This window comes from Pseudomonas fragariae (ex Marin et al. 2024) (assembly GCF_059621105.1).
This window is the reverse complement of sequence record NZ_CM184369.1, coordinates 2,615,944-2,634,794: the sequence shown is the minus strand read 5'-3', so window position 1 is coordinate 2,634,794 and position 18,851 is coordinate 2,615,944. Positions and strand designations below refer to the sequence as shown.

Annotated in this window: 15 protein-coding genes and 2 pseudogenes; 9 read left to right on the top strand and 8 right to left on the bottom strand. The window is 60.1% G+C overall.

The genetic code is table 11. From position 1 onward, the window contains the following. Window positions 1–48: 48 nt before the first annotated feature. The gene (locus AC54XV_RS11745; protein WP_370661140.1) at window positions 49–816 is read left to right on the top strand and encodes a methyl-accepting chemotaxis protein; all 768 of its coding nucleotides are present in this window, start codon (window positions 49–51) and stop codon (window positions 814–816) included. A gap of 90 nt (window positions 817–906) precedes the next feature. Here AC54XV_RS11745 and AC54XV_RS11740 read toward each other — a convergent pair whose 3' ends face one another. Beyond that, complete coding sequence (locus tag AC54XV_RS11740; RefSeq protein ID WP_058822659.1) at window positions 907–1,797, bottom strand: LysR family transcriptional regulator; 891 nt, start codon at window positions 1,795–1,797, stop codon at window positions 907–909. Window positions 1,798–1,904: 107 nt separating this feature from the next. Here AC54XV_RS11740 and AC54XV_RS11735 point away from each other — a divergent pair, with 107 nt between their 5' ends. Together AC54XV_RS11735 and AC54XV_RS11730 are read left to right on the top strand one after the other, a co-directional pair. Then, the gene (locus AC54XV_RS11735; protein WP_058822647.1) at window positions 1,905–2,780 is read left to right on the top strand and encodes an MBL fold metallo-hydrolase; all 876 of its coding nucleotides are present in this window, start codon (window positions 1,905–1,907) and stop codon (window positions 2,778–2,780) included. A gap of 123 nt (window positions 2,781–2,903) precedes the next feature. Continuing rightward, window positions 2,904–3,302, top strand: coding sequence for a hypothetical protein (locus AC54XV_RS11730; RefSeq protein WP_024642887.1), 399 nt, complete (start codon window positions 2,904–2,906; stop codon window positions 3,300–3,302). A gap of 87 nt (window positions 3,303–3,389) precedes the next feature. On the opposite strand, the gene AC54XV_RS11725 is transcribed toward AC54XV_RS11730, so the two are convergent. The 4 genes and pseudogenes from AC54XV_RS11725 to AC54XV_RS11710 form a co-directional block, all read right to left on the bottom strand. After that, window positions 3,390–3,515: a hypothetical protein gene (locus AC54XV_RS11725; protein WP_003315538.1), complete on the bottom strand. Its 126-nt coding sequence runs from the start codon at window positions 3,513–3,515 to the stop codon at window positions 3,390–3,392. A gap of 55 nt (window positions 3,516–3,570) precedes the next feature. Continuing rightward, window positions 3,571–5,058: a chemotaxis protein CheW gene (locus AC54XV_RS11720; RefSeq protein ID WP_058822648.1), complete on the bottom strand. Its 1,488-nt coding sequence runs from the start codon at window positions 5,056–5,058 to the stop codon at window positions 3,571–3,573. Beyond that, window positions 5,055–5,522, bottom strand: a pseudogene (locus AC54XV_RS11715) (methyl-accepting chemotaxis protein); the annotation flags it as partial. The gene AC54XV_RS11720 and the pseudogene AC54XV_RS11715, both read right to left, overlap by 4 nt. A 207-nt stretch (window positions 5,523–5,729) precedes the next feature. After that, a pseudogene (locus tag AC54XV_RS11710) lies at window positions 5,730–7,094 on the bottom strand (PAS domain-containing protein); the annotation flags it as partial. 716 nt (window positions 7,095–7,810) lie between these two features. Between AC54XV_RS11710 and AC54XV_RS11705 the strand changes: the two are divergent. The 5 genes from AC54XV_RS11705 (at window position 7,811) to AC54XV_RS11685 (ending at window position 13,315) form a co-directional block, all read left to right on the top strand. Continuing rightward, complete coding sequence (locus AC54XV_RS11705; protein WP_058822649.1) at window positions 7,811–8,740, top strand: AraC-like ligand-binding domain-containing protein; 930 nt, start codon at window positions 7,811–7,813, stop codon at window positions 8,738–8,740. Between the two features lie 134 nt (window positions 8,741–8,874). Further along, window positions 8,875–9,765, top strand: coding sequence for an arginase family protein (locus AC54XV_RS11700; protein ID WP_024638468.1), 891 nt, complete (start codon window positions 8,875–8,877; stop codon window positions 9,763–9,765). Between the two features lie 196 nt (window positions 9,766–9,961). Next, window positions 9,962–11,308, top strand: coding sequence for an LLM class flavin-dependent oxidoreductase (locus AC54XV_RS11695; protein ID WP_024642892.1), 1,347 nt, complete (start codon window positions 9,962–9,964; stop codon window positions 11,306–11,308). Then, window positions 11,305–12,264 carry a D-isomer specific 2-hydroxyacid dehydrogenase family protein gene (locus AC54XV_RS11690; RefSeq protein ID WP_011267509.1) on the top strand — a complete coding sequence of 320 codons (960 nt, stop codon included), beginning with the start codon at window positions 11,305–11,307 and terminating at the stop codon, window positions 12,262–12,264. The genes AC54XV_RS11695 and AC54XV_RS11690 overlap by 4 nt, the downstream gene beginning before the upstream one ends. A 76-nt stretch (window positions 12,265–12,340) precedes the next feature. Beyond that, window positions 12,341–13,315, top strand: coding sequence for an aliphatic sulfonate ABC transporter substrate-binding protein (locus AC54XV_RS11685; protein ID WP_024642893.1), 975 nt, complete (start codon window positions 12,341–12,343; stop codon window positions 13,313–13,315). Between the two features lie 60 nt (window positions 13,316–13,375). Here the strand turns inward: AC54XV_RS11685 and AC54XV_RS11680 are convergent, their stop codons facing one another. From AC54XV_RS11680 to AC54XV_RS11670, 3 genes are all read right to left on the bottom strand, one after another. After that, window positions 13,376–15,046, bottom strand: a complete 1,671-nt coding sequence (locus AC54XV_RS11680) for an amidase (RefSeq protein ID WP_003407309.1) — start codon at window positions 15,044–15,046, stop codon at window positions 13,376–13,378. An 86-nt stretch (window positions 15,047–15,132) separates the two neighbouring features. Then, window positions 15,133–15,765 carry an ANTAR domain-containing response regulator gene (locus AC54XV_RS11675; protein ID WP_024638469.1) on the bottom strand — a complete coding sequence of 211 codons (633 nt, stop codon included), beginning with the start codon at window positions 15,763–15,765 and terminating at the stop codon, window positions 15,133–15,135. Beyond that, window positions 15,762–16,910: a transporter substrate-binding domain-containing protein gene (locus tag AC54XV_RS11670; RefSeq protein WP_024638470.1), complete on the bottom strand. Its 1,149-nt coding sequence runs from the start codon at window positions 16,908–16,910 to the stop codon at window positions 15,762–15,764. Before AC54XV_RS11670 ends, AC54XV_RS11675 begins: the two co-directional genes overlap by 4 nt. Window positions 16,911–17,638: 728 nt before the next feature. On the opposite strand from AC54XV_RS11670, the gene urtA reads away from it, so the two are divergent. Further along, a complete protein-coding gene (gene urtA / locus AC54XV_RS11665; protein ID WP_011267505.1) occupies window positions 17,639–18,820 on the top strand; it encodes an urea ABC transporter substrate-binding protein in 1,182 nt (393 codons plus the stop codon). Window positions 18,821–18,851 lie beyond the last annotated feature (31 nt).

The following is an 18,851-nucleotide window of genomic DNA, read 5'->3' as shown; positions in this document are numbered from 1 at the left end:
GGGAAGATTCTCGAAGCCTCACACAGCTCGACACGTGTCTCCAACGACATGGCCGAAGCTGCTGGCCGGCAGCGCGAAGCGGTGGATATGGTCTCCACGGCGTTTCATGAAATGGTCGCCACCTCCAATGAAGTCGCCCGCTCCTGCAGCCAGGCCGCCGACTCGGCAGACAACGGTCAGCAACAGGCGCGTGAAGGTCAGCGGCAGATCGACGATGCGGTGCGCAGCGTCGACCAGCTCAGCGAAGAACTCACCCGCTCGGCCAAGGACATGACGCAACTGGAAAAAGACAGCGCAGGCATTCAGTCGATCCTCAACACCATCCGCTCGATTGCCGAGCAGACCAACCTGCTGGCGCTCAACGCCGCCATCGAGGCAGCACGTGCGGGCGAACAGGGCCGCGGCTTCGCCGTCGTAGCCGACGAAGTCCGCGCACTGGCCAAACGCACCTCGGACTCGACCGCCGAAATCGACAGCCTGCTGGGCAACCTGGCCAAACGTACTGCCTCGGTGGCGCAACAGATGCATGCCAGCCTCGACGTGTCGCAGCAGTCGGTGACCAAGATCGGACAGGCACGCAGCAGCTTCGGGCAAATCCGTGAGTCAGTGGATGTGATTCGCGACATGAACACCCAGATCGCAACTGCCGCCGAAGAACAGCATCAGGTGGCCGAAGACATCAACCGGCACATCAGCCAGATCCATGGTGATGCGCAGTTGATCGCTCAACTCTCGGACTCGGCCCGCGCGGATTCCAGAAGTCTGGAGATGCTGTCCAGCGAACTGGACGGCCTGGTACGCAAGTTCAAGACCTGATACCGCGCACACGGAGCGTGAGGAACGATGGGCATCCCCTATCGTGCCCATGCTCCACGCGGGCATGCCGTTCTGGACGCAGCAGGTGATCTAATCTCCGTCCCTCTCAAACCATTCAGTCAGAAAATCCAGAAAAGTGCGCAGCGTTGCCGACTGGTGGTGCCGCGAAGTGTAGATCGCGTGTATCCCCAGTGCCCGTGGCTGGTACTCCGGCATCAGGGCGATCAGCTTGCCGCTCGCAATCAGCGGCGCTGCCGAATGCACCGGTTGCAGGCTGATACCGGCGCCCGCCACTGCGGCCTCCAGCAGCACCACTGAATCGTTGGCACTCAGGTTGCCGCCGACCGGCACACTGAGCGGCATCTGCTGGCGGGTAAATTCCCAGAGGCTCTTGCCGAAGTACGAATAGGTCAGGCAATTGTGGGCAGGCAGTTCCTGTGGCCTGGACGGCGTGCCGTGCACGGCAAGATAGGCTGGAGCAGCGCACACCACCGAAGCGCACTGCCCCAGTGGACGGGCAATTACATTGGGGTCCAGCTGATTGGTGATGCGGATCGCCAGATCGATTCGCTCGCTGACCAGATCCACGGCCTCGTTACCGATAAGCAGGTCTGCCGAGGTGCCGGGATAGCGTTGCAGGTAAGCCGTCACCGCGGGTGCCAGAACGGCCAGGGCCAGTGACTGCGAACAGGCGATGCGCAGCATGCCGCGCGGCTCGTCGACTTGCGTATCGGCCGCCAGCGGCACCGCGTCGGCAAGCTCGACCAATTGCTGACACCGCAACAGCGTCACCTGCCCGGGGGCGGTCAGGCCGAGCTTGCGCGTAGTCCGGTGCAGCAGTCGCGCTCCGGCCCAGCTTTCCATCTGCGCCAGATAACGCGTGACCATTGCCCGAGACATATCCAGCGCCTCGGCGGCGGCAATGAGGCTGCCCCTGTCGTTGATGGCGATGAATACCCTTGCCGCTATGATCCGATCCACGATTCGTCCGATATAAGCAATCAATAGTTGCCAATACTGAGGGTTTTGTTTCACCTGAGGCAACCTAAGATAACCACCTCAGTCCTGCCCGAACGAAGGTCGTACCCATGTTGCGTAAATCCCTGCTTGCCCTGTCCTTCGCTGCTCTGTTCCCTCTCGCAGCCCAGGCCGCCGCCCCCTTGGCCATCGAGGTGTACAACCCGGCTGAAAAAGCCGTCTTCCCGGTGTCATCCGAACTGATCACCGGCAAGCATGACGCGGTGCTCATCGATGCGCAGTTCCAGCGCAACGACGCCGAGGCCCTGGTGCAAAAGATCAAGGCCAGCGGCAAGCAACTCACCACGGTCTACATCAGCCACAGTGACCCGGACTACTACTTCGGTCTGGACGTCATCAAAGCTGCGTTCCCCAAAGCGAAGATCGTCGCCAGCGCGCCTACCGTGAAGGCGATCAAGGCGTCGATGCAGGGCAAACTCGCCTACTGGGGCCCGATTCTCAAGGACAATGCGCCAGCCAGCCTGGTTGTGCCGGAAGTACTCAAGGGCGACCACCTGACGCTTGAAGGCCAACCGTTGCAGATCAAAGGCCTGAACGGCCCGGCCCCCGAGCGCAGCTACGTATGGATTCCCTCATTCAAGGCGGTAGTCGGTGGTGTCGTGGTCTCCAGCGGCATCCATGTCTGGATCGCTGACACGCAAAGCACGAAATCGCGTCAGGACTGGCTCGCGACACTCAAGGGCATCGAGGCGCTGAAACCGGCCACCGTGATTCCGGGTCATTATCTGGGCGAGATCCCGTCAGGCACCCAGGCTGTGACGTTCACCGCCGACTACCTGAAGTCCTTCGAAGAACAGGCCGCCAAGGCCAAGGATTCCGCCGCCCTGATCGACGCCATGCAGAAAGCCTGGCCGCAACTGGCCGAGCCGGCTTCGCTGGAGATGAGCGCAAAAGTCATCAAGGGCGAGATGAAGTGGCCGAATTGATCCGGCACCTGTAAGGCCCCGGCGGAGCGCTGCGAATATCGGCAGGGGCCAGGCTTTTTAACTGCGCGGCGCACATGCACTCAGCTATGGTCAGACGCCCATATCAGTCGCTATGCTGCGCCCATGAACGCGCCTTTGAAAATCCGTAACCCTTGCCCGCCCGGCGCTTGCGACTGCAAGCGCGAGCTGCTGGACGCGGAAGATGCAGACCTGCGGATTCTGCTGCTGTCCCGCGACGCAGAGAAAAGCCTGCTGGATCGCCTGGAGCGTATCGACAGTCTGGAAGACCTGGAGCACATGCAGCGCAAGATTTTCCAGCAACTGGGCGTGCGTGTCGACGTCGCGCCGGGCTTCAATGAAGTGCGCACCATGCGCGGCATCAGCATTGTCGTCGAGGAAAAGGTCGGGCTGTGCCGCAAGACGCGCCAATCGATACCCGCCGCCATCCGCCGCGCCCTGGAAGCACGTCCACAGATCGCCTATCAGTTGCTCAACGCCAACGACCTGCTGCGCGACGCGTGAGTCTAGACAAAGCCCAGTCAGGCTTTCAGAAACGAAAACGCCCGGCCTGAACAGACCGGGCGTCACGTGAACACTACCGCAGGCTGATCAGCAAACCCCAGGCGGGATGCCGTCCTTGTTGAAGTCTTTCAGGCGTTCCTTTTCTTCGGGCGTCGAGTGCGCGGGCACGTCGCTTTGCGGTTCCGGTTTTTTCTCGTCTTTCTTGTCAGTCATGGTCGTTGACTCCGCTGGTGAACACTCAAATAAGGCCACGCGCGGAGCATTCGGTTCAGACTGATTGCACAGTGCGGCGCTGATCAACGTTGCATTCCAACTGTCGGGCCAGGCCCTGCAGATCGAGCAGGGTCGCGCGCCAGCTGCGCTCCTGACTGCCGACGCTGACCAGCGAACGGACCCGGTCATTGACCGAAATGCCCTTGCTGGTACTGGCTTGCCAGCCTTGTTCCAGCATGGCCGGATCGAACTGATTGAAGGCGTCGATCGCATCGACGCGGTTCACGGCAAAACCGAAGCACAGCCGCTCGCCACGCACGATCAATACACGCGACGCTTCGCCCTGGACCTGTGCCACTTCGCCCAACAGGCTGCTCAGGCAGATCAGCGGCACCTGTTCGCCGCGCAGATTGAACTGTCCCAGCAAATGCGTTTCCGGCTGCGACAGGCCGATCAGTTGCTGCGGCATGCTCATGATTTCCACGATCTGGCTCAACGGTGCGACGAAGCGGGTCGGCGCATCGAACAGCAGGCAGGCGTGGCGCAGCATGGCCTTGGTCACATCGTGCGAGGCCTGGGCAGGTTTGACGTCGTGTTGGTAAACCTGGGTGTAGCTTTTGACTTCCGGACGCTGCAACAGCATCGGATGATCAAGCAACAAGGCTTGCTGCCCCTCCTCCAGGTTCATTACCCCGGCGAGCAGCTCTGGATGCGGCAGGCCATAGCCCGGCGCCGCCAACAGACTGTCCGGATCCTGACGCTGAATGGCGACCATGCGGTCGTAGCCGAACCCGCAGACCCGCCCGTCCGGCGCAGTCAACAGCAGCAACTGCGGCTTGGACGTCTGACGCTGGTGGTCCAGGCCAAGCACTTCGGACAGGTTGAGCGCCGGGACCTTGGTGCCACGCACCGAGGTGACGCCAAAGCAGCAGTCACTGGCAAAATCCGACGCCGTGATCTCGGGTTCGTCCACCAACTCGGTCACAACGCTGGCATCGATACAGAAGTTACGGCCGTCGCACTCGAACACCAGGTAATGCAGCAAACGGTTCTTGGCGGCCAGCGCCTCGTCCTTGAGCACTTGCGCGTTGGGATCGGCAGCGAACAGTACGCCTGGCAAACCACTCATGAAGGCAAGATCAAGCTTGTAGATCATCCGCGACTCTTCAGAGCCGAGCAGCAGAGAGGGCAGCAGCCCGACAGCGCTGCCCTCGGGCCCCAGTGGGCTGAACTGAGAATCACGGGCCTTGAGAATGTCGCACACCGCATCGATCGCCAGCCCGAGGTAACCGCCGCCATACTTGAGAATCGCGACCAGTGGCGTCGGCGAAGACATATCGCCGCCCTCCGCCAGTTGAGCCCGCAGGTCGACCAATGGCACCGGTTTGCCACGCAAGGTAAACACCCCGCGCAGCGCTCCCCGGGTCAACGGATGGGGATTCAGATCAGCGGGCCAGTGCACGGCCTCCATCAACGCATCGGCAACCACCGCCAGATACACGCCATTGACCTGCACGACGCCATAGGCATTCAGGCTGCTCATGCAGGTTGTCCGATGGATACCTTGTTCAGCGTTTCGGTATAGCCAGTCAGGTTGGCTTTATGCAGCTCGACAATCAGGGTCTCGACTTCCTGCGCCGACAGGCGTTGCTTCTCGGTGGCAGTATTGATCCCGTCGATCGCCTGAGTGGTCTGCATCACGCCTTCCACGATGTGTTCGAAGGCTTCGCCGGCACTGCGCGAAATCTCGTTGCCCGACTCGATCCGGCTGACCGTTTCCAGAATCAGCTTGTTGATTTCCTTGGTCGCACGCGAGGACTTCTCGGCCAGCTTGCGCACCTCGTCGGCGACTACCGAAAAGCCCAGGCCATGCTCACCGGCCCTGGCCGCTTCGATGGCCGCGTTGAAGGCCAGCATGTTGGTCTGACTGGCGATCTCGCTGATCACCTGAATGATGTCCTGAATGCCCTCGGCGGACTTGGCAATCATGCCCATCGCGTCGGACGCCTTGACCAGCGTCTGCGAACCGGAACTGGCCTGCTCACGCGTCATTCTGGCCAGATCGGTGGCTGTCTCGGTGCTTTGTGCGACGTAGGAAATGGCGTTCATCAGTGCTTTCACCGACTCGCCCATGGCGCGGGTCTTGGCCTCTATCGCCTGTTCCATCTCGACTTGACGGGTAATATCAGTGGCGAATTTCACCACTTTGAACGGCAAGCCGTCGTGGTCGAAAATCGGGCTGTACGTCGCCTGAATCCAGATTTTCTGCCCGTATTTGCTGACACGCATGAAGCGCCCGGAGTAGAACTCGCCCTGCCCCAGCCCGTGCCAGAACTCACGGTACTCGGTGCCGCGCACATACTCTTCCTCACAGAAGATACGGTGATGCTTGCCTTTGATTTCCAGCAGGCCATAACCCAGCGCTTTGAGGAAGTTGGCATTGGCGGTGATGATGTTGCCGGCCATGTCGAATTCGATGACGGCCTGGGCGCGGTCGATGGCATTCACCTTGCCCTGGTCCTCGACGCTGGTTTCCTTGGCCACAGTCACGTCGAGCGCGAACTTGACGATCTTGTAGGGTTTGCCCTGTGCATCGAAAATCGGGTTGTAGGTGGCCTGAATCCAGATCTCCTTACCGTCCTTGCGCTTGCGCTTGTATTCGTTGGCGTCGTACTCGCCGCGCCCCAGCTTCTCCCAGAGCTCACGATACTGCAGGCTGCTGACGAATTCCTCGGAGCAGAACATACGGTGGTGTTCACCGACGATTTCATCGAGTTCGTAGCCGAATACCGCCAGAAAATTGCGATTGGCGTGCAGCACCTTGCCCGTCAGATCGAATTCGATCACCGCCTGAGAACGTTCGATGGCCGTCACCTTGCCTGCGGACTCAGCCTGACGAATGCGGCTCTCGGTCACATCGTTGGCGAACTTCACGACCTTGTAAGGACGACCATCCGGGTCGAAGATCGGGTTGTAAGTGGCGCTGATCCACAGCTCGCGACCGTTCTTGCCGATGCGCTTGTATTCGCCTGAGTCATACTCGCCACGTTCCAGCTTGGCCCAGAAGGCACGATATGCAGGGCTGTTCAGGTAGTCGTCTTCGCAGAACATGCGATGGTGCTGACCCTGAATCTCGTCCAGACGATAGCCCAGGACCTTGAGAAAGTTTTCGTTGGCGTTGAGCACGCGACCGTTCAGGTCGAACTCGATGATGCCCTGCGAGCGATCGATGGCCGCAACCTTGCCTTCGTACTCGGCATTGGACTTGCGTTGCGCAGTGACGTCTGTGGCGAACTTCACCACCTTGAACGGGTTGCCCTGCTCGTCGAACACCGGGTTATAAGTCGCCTGCAACCAGATCTCGCGCCCGTTCTTGCCCAGGCGCTTGTACTGCCCTTCGTCGAAAGCGCCCTTGCCGAGTTTTTCCCAAAACGTCACATATTCGACGCTGGATGCATGTTCCGGCGTGCAGAACATGCGGTGATGCCGACCTTGGACCTCATCCAGCCGATAACCGACGCAATCCAGAAAATTGGTATTGGCCCGCAGGATATTGCCATCAAGATCGAACTCGATCATCGCCTGGGAGCGGTCAATGGCCGTCATCAGCGAGTGAAGATCAAGTTCCAGCCCGGCCTTGTCCCTGTGGGTGGTTTCAATTGTGGTCGACATGTGGAAATACTCTGCGAGTAAGCATCTATGGAAGTATTGTTATAAAGCGCCGGTTTCCGCGAGCCCTGTCAGACACACCGATGTGTGGACTATGGAGGCTGCCGATCAAGCCGGTTAATCGTCTTTCTCAATGCCGTCCATAGCGCAAACTGCAGTTCATCAGCGTCGGATGGAATGACCGACTCCACTTGGCAGGTAGCTGTAGCATTAACATCGGCATCAAACGGAACAGCTTTAGGGCAACTGGTTCGCCACCACACACACAGACACCCCTTGGCCTGGCCGGTAGTCGGCTAAGCGCGCCTGGTACACCATTCCTTTACCTGCTTTGAACAACTCGCCGTCATCAGTAATAGAACCAGATGACAAGAATGACTGCGCCAGTCCAGCCCAGGGTCAGCAAGAAGGAAAGTCCAGCAAGACGCGGATCCATGGAACTCCTGTTCTGGAAGGCTTGGATAAGCAGAGCGCAGCATACGTAGGCCTATATCGGCCGGATCACCGACATATCAATTATTTTCGTCACACTGGAGCACTGTAGACGCAGGGGTCTTGCTCTGGATCAACGTCTGATAACCTTGAAGCCTATCACTTCGTGAAAAACGCTCTTCGCAGAGGCAGACATGGCCATGATTTTCCCAGCCGAACCACTACGACCCGAGGATCGTTTCGACGCCTGGCAGGAGGTTGTGAGTTCGACGTATGGCCTGGTCGCCAGCCAGCCCCTGAACGAAGCGCCGTTTGACGGCAGACTGAACGTCAGGGGTCAGGGTAGCGTTACTTTCACCCGGATCCAGTCATCCCCCCTGCATTACCGGCGCTTGCAGCAAGACAGGGAAAGCGATCACTTCCTCCTCACGCTCTCTTTGTGTCCCGACGCGCTTGTCGTGCAGAACGACAGGGAGTCCCGGCAAGGCGCTGGCGATATCGTCCTTTACGATAGCGCACAGCCTTACGCATGCCGTTACCCCGAAGGGGACGATCAGATTGTCCTGACGGTGCCCCGCAAGCTGTTGCTGCAACACATCCCCAGTGCCGAACGACTGGTGTGCCGGACGCTGGATGGCCGTTCGGCATTGGGTCGTGTTGCCTCCGTCGTGTTGACCGAAGCCTGGAACGCAGAGGGTTTATCGGAGCCGCTGAGCGAACGACTCAATGCATCACTGCTGGACGTACTGTCTACCGCCTTCGACTCGGTGTTTGGCGACACCGATATCCGACGTCAGTCTCATCAAATGCAACAACTGCAGCGCATCAAGCAATTCCTGCTGAATAATCTGCCCGACACAGGGCTGACGGCCGAAAACATTGCCTTGGCGACTCATGTCTCCCCACGCACACTCAATCGACTGTTCGCACGGGAAGGCACTACGGCCATTCGCTGGCTCTGGCAGCAAAGGCTTTCGGCGTGCCATGACGCACTGCTCAAACGCCACGTTCACCGGGTCAGCGACGCTGCGCTGAATTTCGGCTTCACCAACCTTTCGCATTTCAGTCGAGCCTTCAAAAACGCTTATGGCATTCCTCCCCAGCAGTTGCTGGAGCCACGATAAGACGACTGGCGTCTTCGGCACAGCGATTGACCGTTCAGGCAAAGCACGCCGCATCCGGGTCGATCAGTATCACCGCCCTACTGACGGCGCTTTCTGCGCGCCGTGCCAATGAACGGTGATGAAGGCAAACCTCGATGACTACCCACCCCGATAAAACCCTGCGCCTGATCTTTCCCCAGTGGCAGGGCGGCAACAACGCACCTTATCATTTTGGCGCACAACTGCTGGCGTGGCTGACACCGGACACGTCAGGGCCTGTCGAGCACGTGGCCGTAACCGAACCCGATGATCAACCACTTGAACTGGAAAACGGCATTATCGCCCGCCATGCGTTGCTCGCGCAGCTTGACCTAGCACGGCACCTGATCGACCGGCATCAGCCGGATCGGCTGGTGGTTCTGGGTGGCGACTGTCTGGTCGACCTCGCGCCATTCGCCTACCTGAATGAACGTTACGACGGTGACCTTGCGGTGCTGTGGGTCGACGCTCACCCGGACGTCATGACACCCAGAGACTTCCAGCATGCGCATGCGATGGTCATGGGCAATCTGCTGGGCGAAGGTGACAAGGATTTCGTCGACGCGGTGAAACGCCCTGTCAAGCCGGCCAATGTGATGTATGCAGGCCTGCAGGAGACCCTCGAGGTAGAAACCGCGTTCATCAAACGTCTCCGGCTGCGCAGTGCAGGTGCCCAGGCGCTGGCCCACTCCAGCGAGCCGGTGCTGCAGTGGCTTGAGGACATCGGGGCAAGGCACCTGGCGATCCATCTGGACCTGGACGTGCTGGACCCGGCACTGTTTCGTTCTCTGCTGTTTGCCCAACCCGGTGTCCCGGCCAGTGACTTTGAAGGCGTTGCTCAGGGCAAGATGACTATCGAGCAGGTGGTCCGCTTGCTGACAGACGTCGCCAGCGTCGTGGACGTGGTCGGACTTGGCATTGCCGAACACCTGCCATGGGATGCTCTGGCGTTGAAGAACATGCTGATGAAACTGCCGCTGCTCGGCGACCGGGCTGCCAACCCATGAGTCTTACTCCTGAATCAGCGGATAAAATTCAATTTATGCATACTCATCACATAAATAATTATTTAATTTAATAATAAACCTATAACAAAAAAGAATTTCACGGCGGTTTTTTATAGGCATACCGTGACCCCATTACCGACCCCTTTCGCCAGGCGGAGGTGAATCTACCTTCTTCATCACGTCCGGGGCACACTCCATGAGTAGACGACAACACCTTAAACTTGGCGCCATGGTCCACGGGGTCGGCCATGGCTGGGGCGAATGGCGCCACCCGCAAGCGCTGGCCAATGCCAGTGTTGATTTAGGTTTTTATCAGCAACAGACCCATCTGGCAGAAGCGGCCCGCTTCGACTTTGTGTTTATTGCCGACAGCCTGCACATTCACGAGAAATCCAGCCCGCACTACCTGAATCGCTTCGAACCCTTGACCATTCTGTCCGCACTCGCAGCCACCACCCGGCACATCGGCCTGGTAGCAACGGTCACGGTCAGTTACACCGAGCCGTTCCAGGTCGCTCGCCAGTTTGCCTCGCTGGATCACATCAGCGGCGGCCGGGCTGGCTGGAACGTGGTGACGTCGTGGCTCAGTGGCACCGCCGATAACTTCAGCAAGGGCGAACACCCGCCACATGCGGTGCGCTACCGCATCGCCAAGGAGCATATCGACGTGGTCAAGGGCCTTTGGGATTCCTGGGAAGACGACGCTTTCGCCTACGACAAGCAGAAAGGCGAGTTCTTCACGCCAGGCAAACTGCACGCGCTGAACCACAAGGGCGAATTTTTCTCGGTGAAAGGCCCGCTCAACATCGCCCGGTCGAAGCAGGGTCAGCCGGTGATTTTTCAGGCAGGCACTTCCGAGGCCGGGCGTAACTTCGCCGCTCAGAACTCGGATGCGATCTTTGTTCACGCCGAGAGCTTCGATGAGGCACGCGCCTATTATCAGGACCTGAAACAACGGGCTGGCGGCTTTGGCCGCGATCCGCACGCGCTGTCGATTCTGCCGGGCATTCGCCCGATTGTCGGGCGTGATGAGGCCGAAGTGGAGAGCCGCTATCGCCAGGCCGTGGATCTGGTGACGATCGAAGATGCCATCGTCGCCCTTGGCCGACCGTTCAATGATCATGACTTCAGCCAGTACCCCCTGGACGAACCCTTCCCGGAACTGGGCGATCTGGGCTCCAACAGCCAGAAAGGCGGTTCGGACCGGATCAAGCAACTGGCCAGAGATGAAGGCCTGAGCCTGCGTCAAGTCGCCCTGCGCTTCTCCCTGCCCCGCCGCGACTTCGTCGGCACGCCGGAACAGGTTGCCGACGCGATACAGACATGGTTCGAAGCAGGGGCGGCCGATGGCTTCATCATCAACAGCGTTCTGCCCGATGGTTTGCAGTACTTCACTGAACAGGTGGTGCCGGTGCTGCAGCAGCGCGGCCTGTTCCGTACCGAATACACTGGCAATACGCTGCGTGACAATCTCGGTCTTGAAGTGCCGGCCAATCGTTATGCAAAGGCTGTCGCCCATCAATCGGACGAGGCTGTGGCATGACCCGACTCGTGATAGCCAGCCAACTGGATAATGACTTCAATCAGGTCATCCGCGAGCGGCTTGCAGTGACCCATCCAGAAGCCAGGGTCATCGGCGTACCGGCCGGCGTGCCGAGCGACCTGCCTGCCGAGGTCAGCATTCTGCTGGCGCGCCCTATCAATGTGCATGGTTATGAAGCCCCTGCCTCGCCGCCTCCGGGCTGGCCTTATGGCCTGAAATGGATTCAGGTGGTGTCTTCGGGCATCGACTTCTATCCTGGCTGGCTGTTCGACGGCCCGCCGGTCAGCACCTCGCGGGGCAGCGCGGCAGAAAACATTGCCGAGTTCTCGTTGGCCGCCATTTTCGCTGCTGCCAAACACCTGCCGGACATCTGGGTGCATGACTCGCAATGGAATTTCACTGCACTGACGCCACTCAAGGGCACTACGCTCGGAATTCTCGGCTTCGGCGCCATCGGTAGCAGCCTGGCCGGTAAAGCGCTGGCACTGGGCATCAACGTTGTGGCATTGCGGCAGAGCCAGACACCGTTCGAGGTTGATGGCGTCGAAAGTACACGCGACATTCACGAGCTTTTCTCCCGCGCCGACCATCTGGTGCTGGCCGCACCGTTGACACCTGCCACACGGCACATCGTCAACGCTGACGTACTGAACAGCGCCAAACCCGGCCTGCACCTGATCAACATCGCCCGTGGTGGGCTGCTTGATCATGAGGCGCTGCTCAATGCACTGGACCAGGGAAACATTGGCCTCGCGTCGCTGGACGTCACCGAACCCGAGCCCCTGCCGGACGGTCATCCCCTGTATGCACACCCCAGAGTACGCCTGTCACCCCACACCTCGGCGATCTCCAGCAATAGCCGCCACGAAATAGCCGACAGCTTTCTGGCCAACCTTGACCGTTTCCTCAGCGGGCAGGCCTTGCAGAATCAGGCTGATCACCAGCGTGGCTACTGACGAAAATCATCTCCATTGCGCTGCGTGGGGATACCACTCCTGACACTCAGTGCCACCTTCAAATACCGAGCGTGCCATGCCCAAACCGATAAAACACACACAAACCGACTATCGCCGTGCGCTGCTGGCAGGTCTGCTCGCGGGGTTGGCCCTGTGCATCACCCTTCCCGCCGAAGCACAGGAAACGCTGCGAATCGGTTACCAGAAGTCGTCGACGCTGATCACGCTGCTGAAAACACAGGGCACTCTGGAAAAAGCCCTCGCCGCACAGCACGTTGCGGTGACCTGGCATGAGTTTCCGAGTGGCCTGCCACTGCTGGAGGCCTTGAATGTCGGCAACGTGGACATCAGCGCGGATGTGGCGGACACCGTACCGATCTTCGCTCAGGCGGCACAGGCCCGGCTGACCTACTTTGCCCAGGAAGCGGCCTCGCCTTCCGCGCAGGCAATCATCGTCCACAAAAACTCGCCCGTGCGGCAGCTATGGGATCTGAAAGGCAAAAAGGTCGCGGTCACCAAGGCGGCGGGTTCTCACTACCTGCTGATCGCGGCATTGAAAAAGGCCGGTCTGGCATTTTCCGATATTCAGCCCGCCTATCTGTCGCCCGCCGACGGCCGCGCAGCCTTCGAGAACAACAAGGTTGACGCCTGGGTCACCTGGGAACCCTTCCTGACCAGCGCCCAACGGCAATTGCCAACGCGCACTCTGGCTGACGGCAAAGGGCTGGCCAGCTACAAGCGCTATTACCTGACCGGCACCGGCTATGCCAAGGAACACCCACAAGTGCTCAGCGTGGTTTACGAGCAGTTGCACAAGGCAGGCATCTGGCTCAAGGCCAATCCCCGCGACGCCGCAAAGGTGCTGAGTCCTTTGTGGGGCAATCTGGATATCGAAACGGTTGAAATCGCCAACAGCAACCGGGCTTATCAGATCCAGCCAGTCACGCACGATCAACTGGACGAACAACAGCATATCGCCGACGCCTTCTTCGCTGCCGGGCTGCTGCCCAAGGCGGTGGATGCGCAGGATGTGGAGGTCTGGAAGCCTTGAGGGATGAAGGGGCACACCCGCTCGCATGGAGCGAGCATGCCCCTCGATCAGTCTCCGGACTCAAACCCCTGGTGGCGTGGGAAACGCTCCGCGGGCGGTTTCATAAGCCTGCGCGACACGCAACGCCAGGGCATCCTTGAAGCGCGGCGCGACGATCATCATGGCGACCGGCAGGCCCTCGGCCAGACCAGCCGGTATCGACGTGGCCGGGTGGCCGGTCAGGTCGAACGGTGCGGTGTTGGCCAGCATGTTCAACGCGCTGTGCACGTACTCTTCAATCGGCGCGTCGGCGGCGGTCAGTGTGGTGGCCACGAACGGCATGGTCGGCATTACCAGCACGTCGAATTGCTTGAAGGCTTCATCGTATTGGCGGGTGAGTTCCGGCACCAGCATCCGCGCCTTGGCGTAGTACGCACCGTGCAGGTTTTTCAGGCTGTAATGCCCGGTCAGCGCCACGGCACGCACGCTGCTGGATAACGCATCGGCGTGTTCGCGACGCTTGGCGCCGAAGTAACTCATGATCTCGGGGTCGTAATAGCCGTCGACATTCATGCCATAACCGTTGCCTTGCAACATCTGGTAGGCCGCGCCATCGGTGGCGATGACATTCCACATGTCCAGCGCCACTCCGCGGTGCCACGGCGCACTGGCGTCACCGACCGTCGCACCGAGACTTTCCAGTTGCGCCACGGCAGCACGAACCAGTGCGTCGACCTGCGGCTCGGACATGCCGGGAATCGCGAAGCCTTCACGCAGCAGGCCTATTTTCAGGCCTGCAACGCCTTGATCGAGGGTCGCGACGCAGCTGACGGCTGGCGGGTTTTTCTGTCTTGAATCGAGCCCGTCGGCGCCAGCGATCACATCGAGCATGATTGCGCAGTCGCGCACGTTATTGGCCATCGGGCCGACATGGTCGATGGTCCGTTCAATCGGGAAGGCGCCGGTGTAAGGCACCAGGCTGTAGGTGGGTTTGTGTCCGACGATGCCGCTCCAGGCCGACGGCATGCGGATCGATCCACCCTGATCGCCACCGATGGCCATGTCCACTTCCTGCAGGGCGACCAGCACGGCGCTGCCGCTGGATGAACCACCTGCGTTGCGGGTCAGGTCCCAGGGGTTTTTCACCGCGCCGGTGGCCGAGGTAAAACTGGCTCCGGAGAAACACAGGTCTTCGCACACCGACTTGCCAATCACCGTCGCACCGGCGGCCAGCAGGCGCTTGACCACCGTGGCGTCTTCGGACGGCACGTAACCATCAAGGCTCAGCGAGCCATTGGCCATGGGCACACCGGCCACCGATACGTTGTCCTTGATGACCACCGTTCTGCCTGCCAGCGGGCCACTGGCAGCACCGGCAATGTGGGTCTTGACGTACCAGGCCCCGTACAGGTTCTCGGCCGCAGCCGGTTTGCTGTGTTCGCGCAACGGCGCCGGCTGGGCGACATGGGCAGCGTATAAGGCATCGATGGCTTCGTAGGAACCCAGAGTTTCGTCTGCGAGACTCAGGAACGACTCCATCTGACTGTCTGACAGGTCGTAGCCATGGTCCTGGGCGGCAATCAGAAAGTCGGCTTTGCTGGGGCGTTTTACGGACATGGTGTTCTCCAGATAACGGTAAGGACAGCCCGGGTTCAGGCAGTCATTGACTGGAGCCGCCTGCGCAGGGCGCACAGGCCTGGGCTCGATCCGGAGGACGTCGTTGTCCACGCCGGTCGCCACGCGGTGTTCCATACCTGCCGGGTCAGGGCGTATGGCAACCTTCCGCGCAGAAGAGGATCAGGCGTGGCGCCCGACACTCGAAGCTTGTCTGCAACCTGTCAGGAACAGGCTTGTTGAAACAATTCATGAGCCTTGACCAGCGCCTCGGCGATTTTTTCCACCGGTTCGCGCTTGGCCATGGCCTGATCACGCAGCGCGTTGTAGGCGTCCGTTTCAGACAGGCCCTTGGTTTCCATCAGGATGATCTTGGCCTGCTGCACGGTGCGCATCACCGCCATGCGCCCTTCCAGGCGCTTGACGTGCTTTTCCCGTTCCCGCGTCTTGCGGGCCTGACTGAGGGTGATGGCCAGGGCAGTCAGCAGGCCGAACGAGCGGACTGGCGACGGAATCACCGAACAGGCGTTGAGCTGCACCAGCGCCTCGACAATGATCGGGTTTTCATAGGCGATTACCGGAATGATCGGTGGCGTCGAGTGGTGCAGCAGCCAGGGCGTGTTGGTCGACAGACTCTCCGGCGATACCGCCAGCACGATCACGTCAGCCTCGCTGTGCAGACGCTCGGGTATCGGCCACTGCACCCGCACCTGACACCCGATGCGCTGCAACTGAGCGATCAGGTTGCGACCGTCTTCGTCATCGGGATGCATCACCAGCACGCTGACATCGCGCAGGTCCTTGATGCCGCCTGCGCTATCGTTGCGCAAACGTTTCTTGGCGGCACGCAGGGTCATGGACGCCTCCCGGTCAGGCTGGACCAGCCATTGAAGTCAGGCGCCACCGCATAAGGGTCGGGCTTCAGCGCTTTCTGACTCTCGTAAAGGATGTCGAACTGCCCGTCGGCATTGGCACGGCCGATCCGCGAGTACAGGTAGGTATGGTGGTTGTGTTCATCGATACGCACCCGCCCCTGCGGTGCGTCGTATTCCAGACCGCGCATGGTCTGCAACACACTCTCCACGTCGGTACTGCCTGCGCGGGCGATCGCCTTGGCCAGCAGATGGACCTGAAAGTAAGCGGCCTCCCAGCAGCGGTCGGTCACCTGATGCTGGCCAAACATTTCCCGGTACTGGGCGATGCACTGGCGATTGAGCGGCGTGTCGATCGACTGGAAATAGGTCGCGGCCGAAATGTGCCCGGTGCCCAGATGGACGCCCATCTGCTGAATGTCGGTTTCGCTGGTGGTGACACTGGCGATCGGCATGACCGCAGGGTCGAAACCGGCATCGGCGTAGGCCTGATACAGGTGCGCCATGGTGTCGCCGACCACTGTCGAAAAGATGAACGAGGGTTTCAGCTCTCTGGCCTTGACCATGAGCCTGGCGAAGTCCTCTGCCCTGGCGTTTTTCAGTGGCAAGTAGTATTCACCCAGCTTGCTGCCACCCCGCTCGTAAAGCAGGTCGCTCATCAACCGATTGGTTTCGTAGGGATAGACGTACTCCGAGCCGATCATCAGCACGCGACTGCCGAAGTGATCGAACATGTAGCTGCCCAGTGGCACCGCGTTGTGGTTCGGCGTGGCGCCGGTGTAGATGATGTTGCGCGAATACTCGAAGCCCTCGTAGTACACCGGATAGAGCAGCAAAGCGTTGTAACGTTCGACGACAGGCAATACGGCCTTGCGTGCCGCCGAGGTGTAGCAACCGAAGAAAAACCGCAGGTTCTCTTCGCGAATCAGCGATTCGACATGCATGGCAAACAGCGCAGGCGTGGAATCCGGATTGCGGGTGATCAGTTCCAGAGAACGGCCATTCACGCCCCCGGCGGCATTGATCTGATGAATTGCAAACTGTGCGCCGCGCATTGTTGAACACTCACCGGCAGCGGTGACGCCGGTATTGGAAAACAGACCTCCTATACGGATCGACGGGTCAGTCATGCCTATAAACCTTTCACGTGAGATGAGGCGCCCGCAGGTGGCCGGGAGCCTGAAAAGAAGACTGAGCGAATAACCGTGGATTCAACGGTGGCTCTCAGGCGGTTGTGCCTGGGGCTGGCGTGACGGCAGTGTCAGGACCAGTCGTGCGAGGGGCCTTCCACACCTGCCGAGAATGGGCGTGTGGCAAGAGACCCTGCGAGGGTGTCGGGCAGGCTCATGCAGGGAGCGGGCCATGCGTGACGAGGCGCGTCGGGGAGAAGCGAATTCGTTGGCGAAGACGGCCGTGCATTCGTGAGGTTCAGGTCGCCTCGAACAGTGCCTTCGCGAACAGGTTCGCTCCTGCAAAAGCACAATATCTCAGTCTATGCATGAGTACATATCGCGAGAAAAAAGGGTCTTCTGCATCACGCTTTTGGTGCGTAGGAGCCCTGTTCGCGCCAAAGCGGCGCATGTCGACTTGTGCGTGCAATTAATGCAGGGGGGCTCTGCCTGAGGGTTTCGAAACGCGCGCCAAGAGCCGTTTCGCCAGTTGGCATTGCCCTTGCTAAGTTCACCCTGTGACATCGCGCCAGCTGTTTGCCCTACGCCCCTCTTGGCAAGTAGGGAGACACCTCGCGTACGACTGGATCGGACGCAGTTGTCCCGCCAGATTCGGCACAAAAGCCTGACCTCCCGCCCATTGATTTGGCCGGGACGTCGGGCTTTTTTCATTCCTGGGAGATAAGTGAATGCACAACGACAAACGCCGTTTGATCAAGCATGCTCTGTTGCTGGGCGCGATCAGCCTGCTGCCGTTTGCCCTGATCGGTCAGGCGCAGGCGGACGAGGCCGTGAAGGTCGGCATCATCCACTCGCTGACCGGCACCATGGCCATCAGTGAAGCCTCGGTGGTCGACGCGGAAAAACTCGCCATCGAAGAGATCAACGCCAGTGGCGGCGTGATGGGCAAGACCATCGAGCCGATCGTCGAGGACGGTGCCAGCGACTGGCCGACCTTCGCCGAGAAGGCGCGCAAGTTGCTGGAAAACGACCACGTCGCGGTCACCTTTGGCGCGTTCACCTCGGCCTCGCGCAAAGCGGTGCTGCCGGTCTTCGAGCGCAACAAAGGCCTGCTCTACTACCCGACCTTCTATGAAGGGCTGGAGAAATCCCCGGCCATTATCTACACCGGCGCCGAGGCCTCGCAGCAGACCCTGGCGGCCGTTACCTGGCTGATGGCCAACAAGGGCAAGAGCGTCTATCTGGTCGGTTCCGACTACATCTGGCCACGCACCACCAACAAGCTGGCGCGGGCGTCGGTGACCAAACAGGGCGGCTCCATCGTCGGCGAAGACTATCTGCCGCTGGGCGCCATCGAGTTTTCCTCGGTGATCAACAAGATCAAGGCGGCCAAGCCGGACATCGTGCTGTCGACCATCGTCGGCGGCTCCAACGTAGCGTTCTACAAACAGCTCAAGGCTGCGGGTATCGACAGCAGTAACCAGACGCTGATGGGGCTGGCGATCACCGAAGAGGAAGTCACCGGCATCGGTGCGGAAAACCTCGTCGGCTTCCTGACCTGCATGAGCTATTTCCAGAGCCTGAAAAACCCGGTCAACGAGAAATTCGTCCAGGCCTTCAAAACACGCTATGGGCAGCAGCGCGTGGTCGGTGACCCGATGGCAGCGGCGTATACCGCGGTATACCTGTGGAAAAAGGCCGTCGAGAAAGCAGGCAGTTTCGAGGTGCCGAAGGTGATCGCCGCATCCTCGGAAATGACCCTCGATGCGCCTGAAGGCGAGATCAAGGTGCACAAGGACAACCACCACCTGTGGAAGCGTGCGCGCATCGGCACCCTCAATGCGCAGGGCCAGGTCGACGTGATCTACGAGTCGGCACCGATCGAGCCCAACCCCTTTCCGAAACTCTGATTCCGGCCCGGGCGCGATCCGCTTCGCGCCC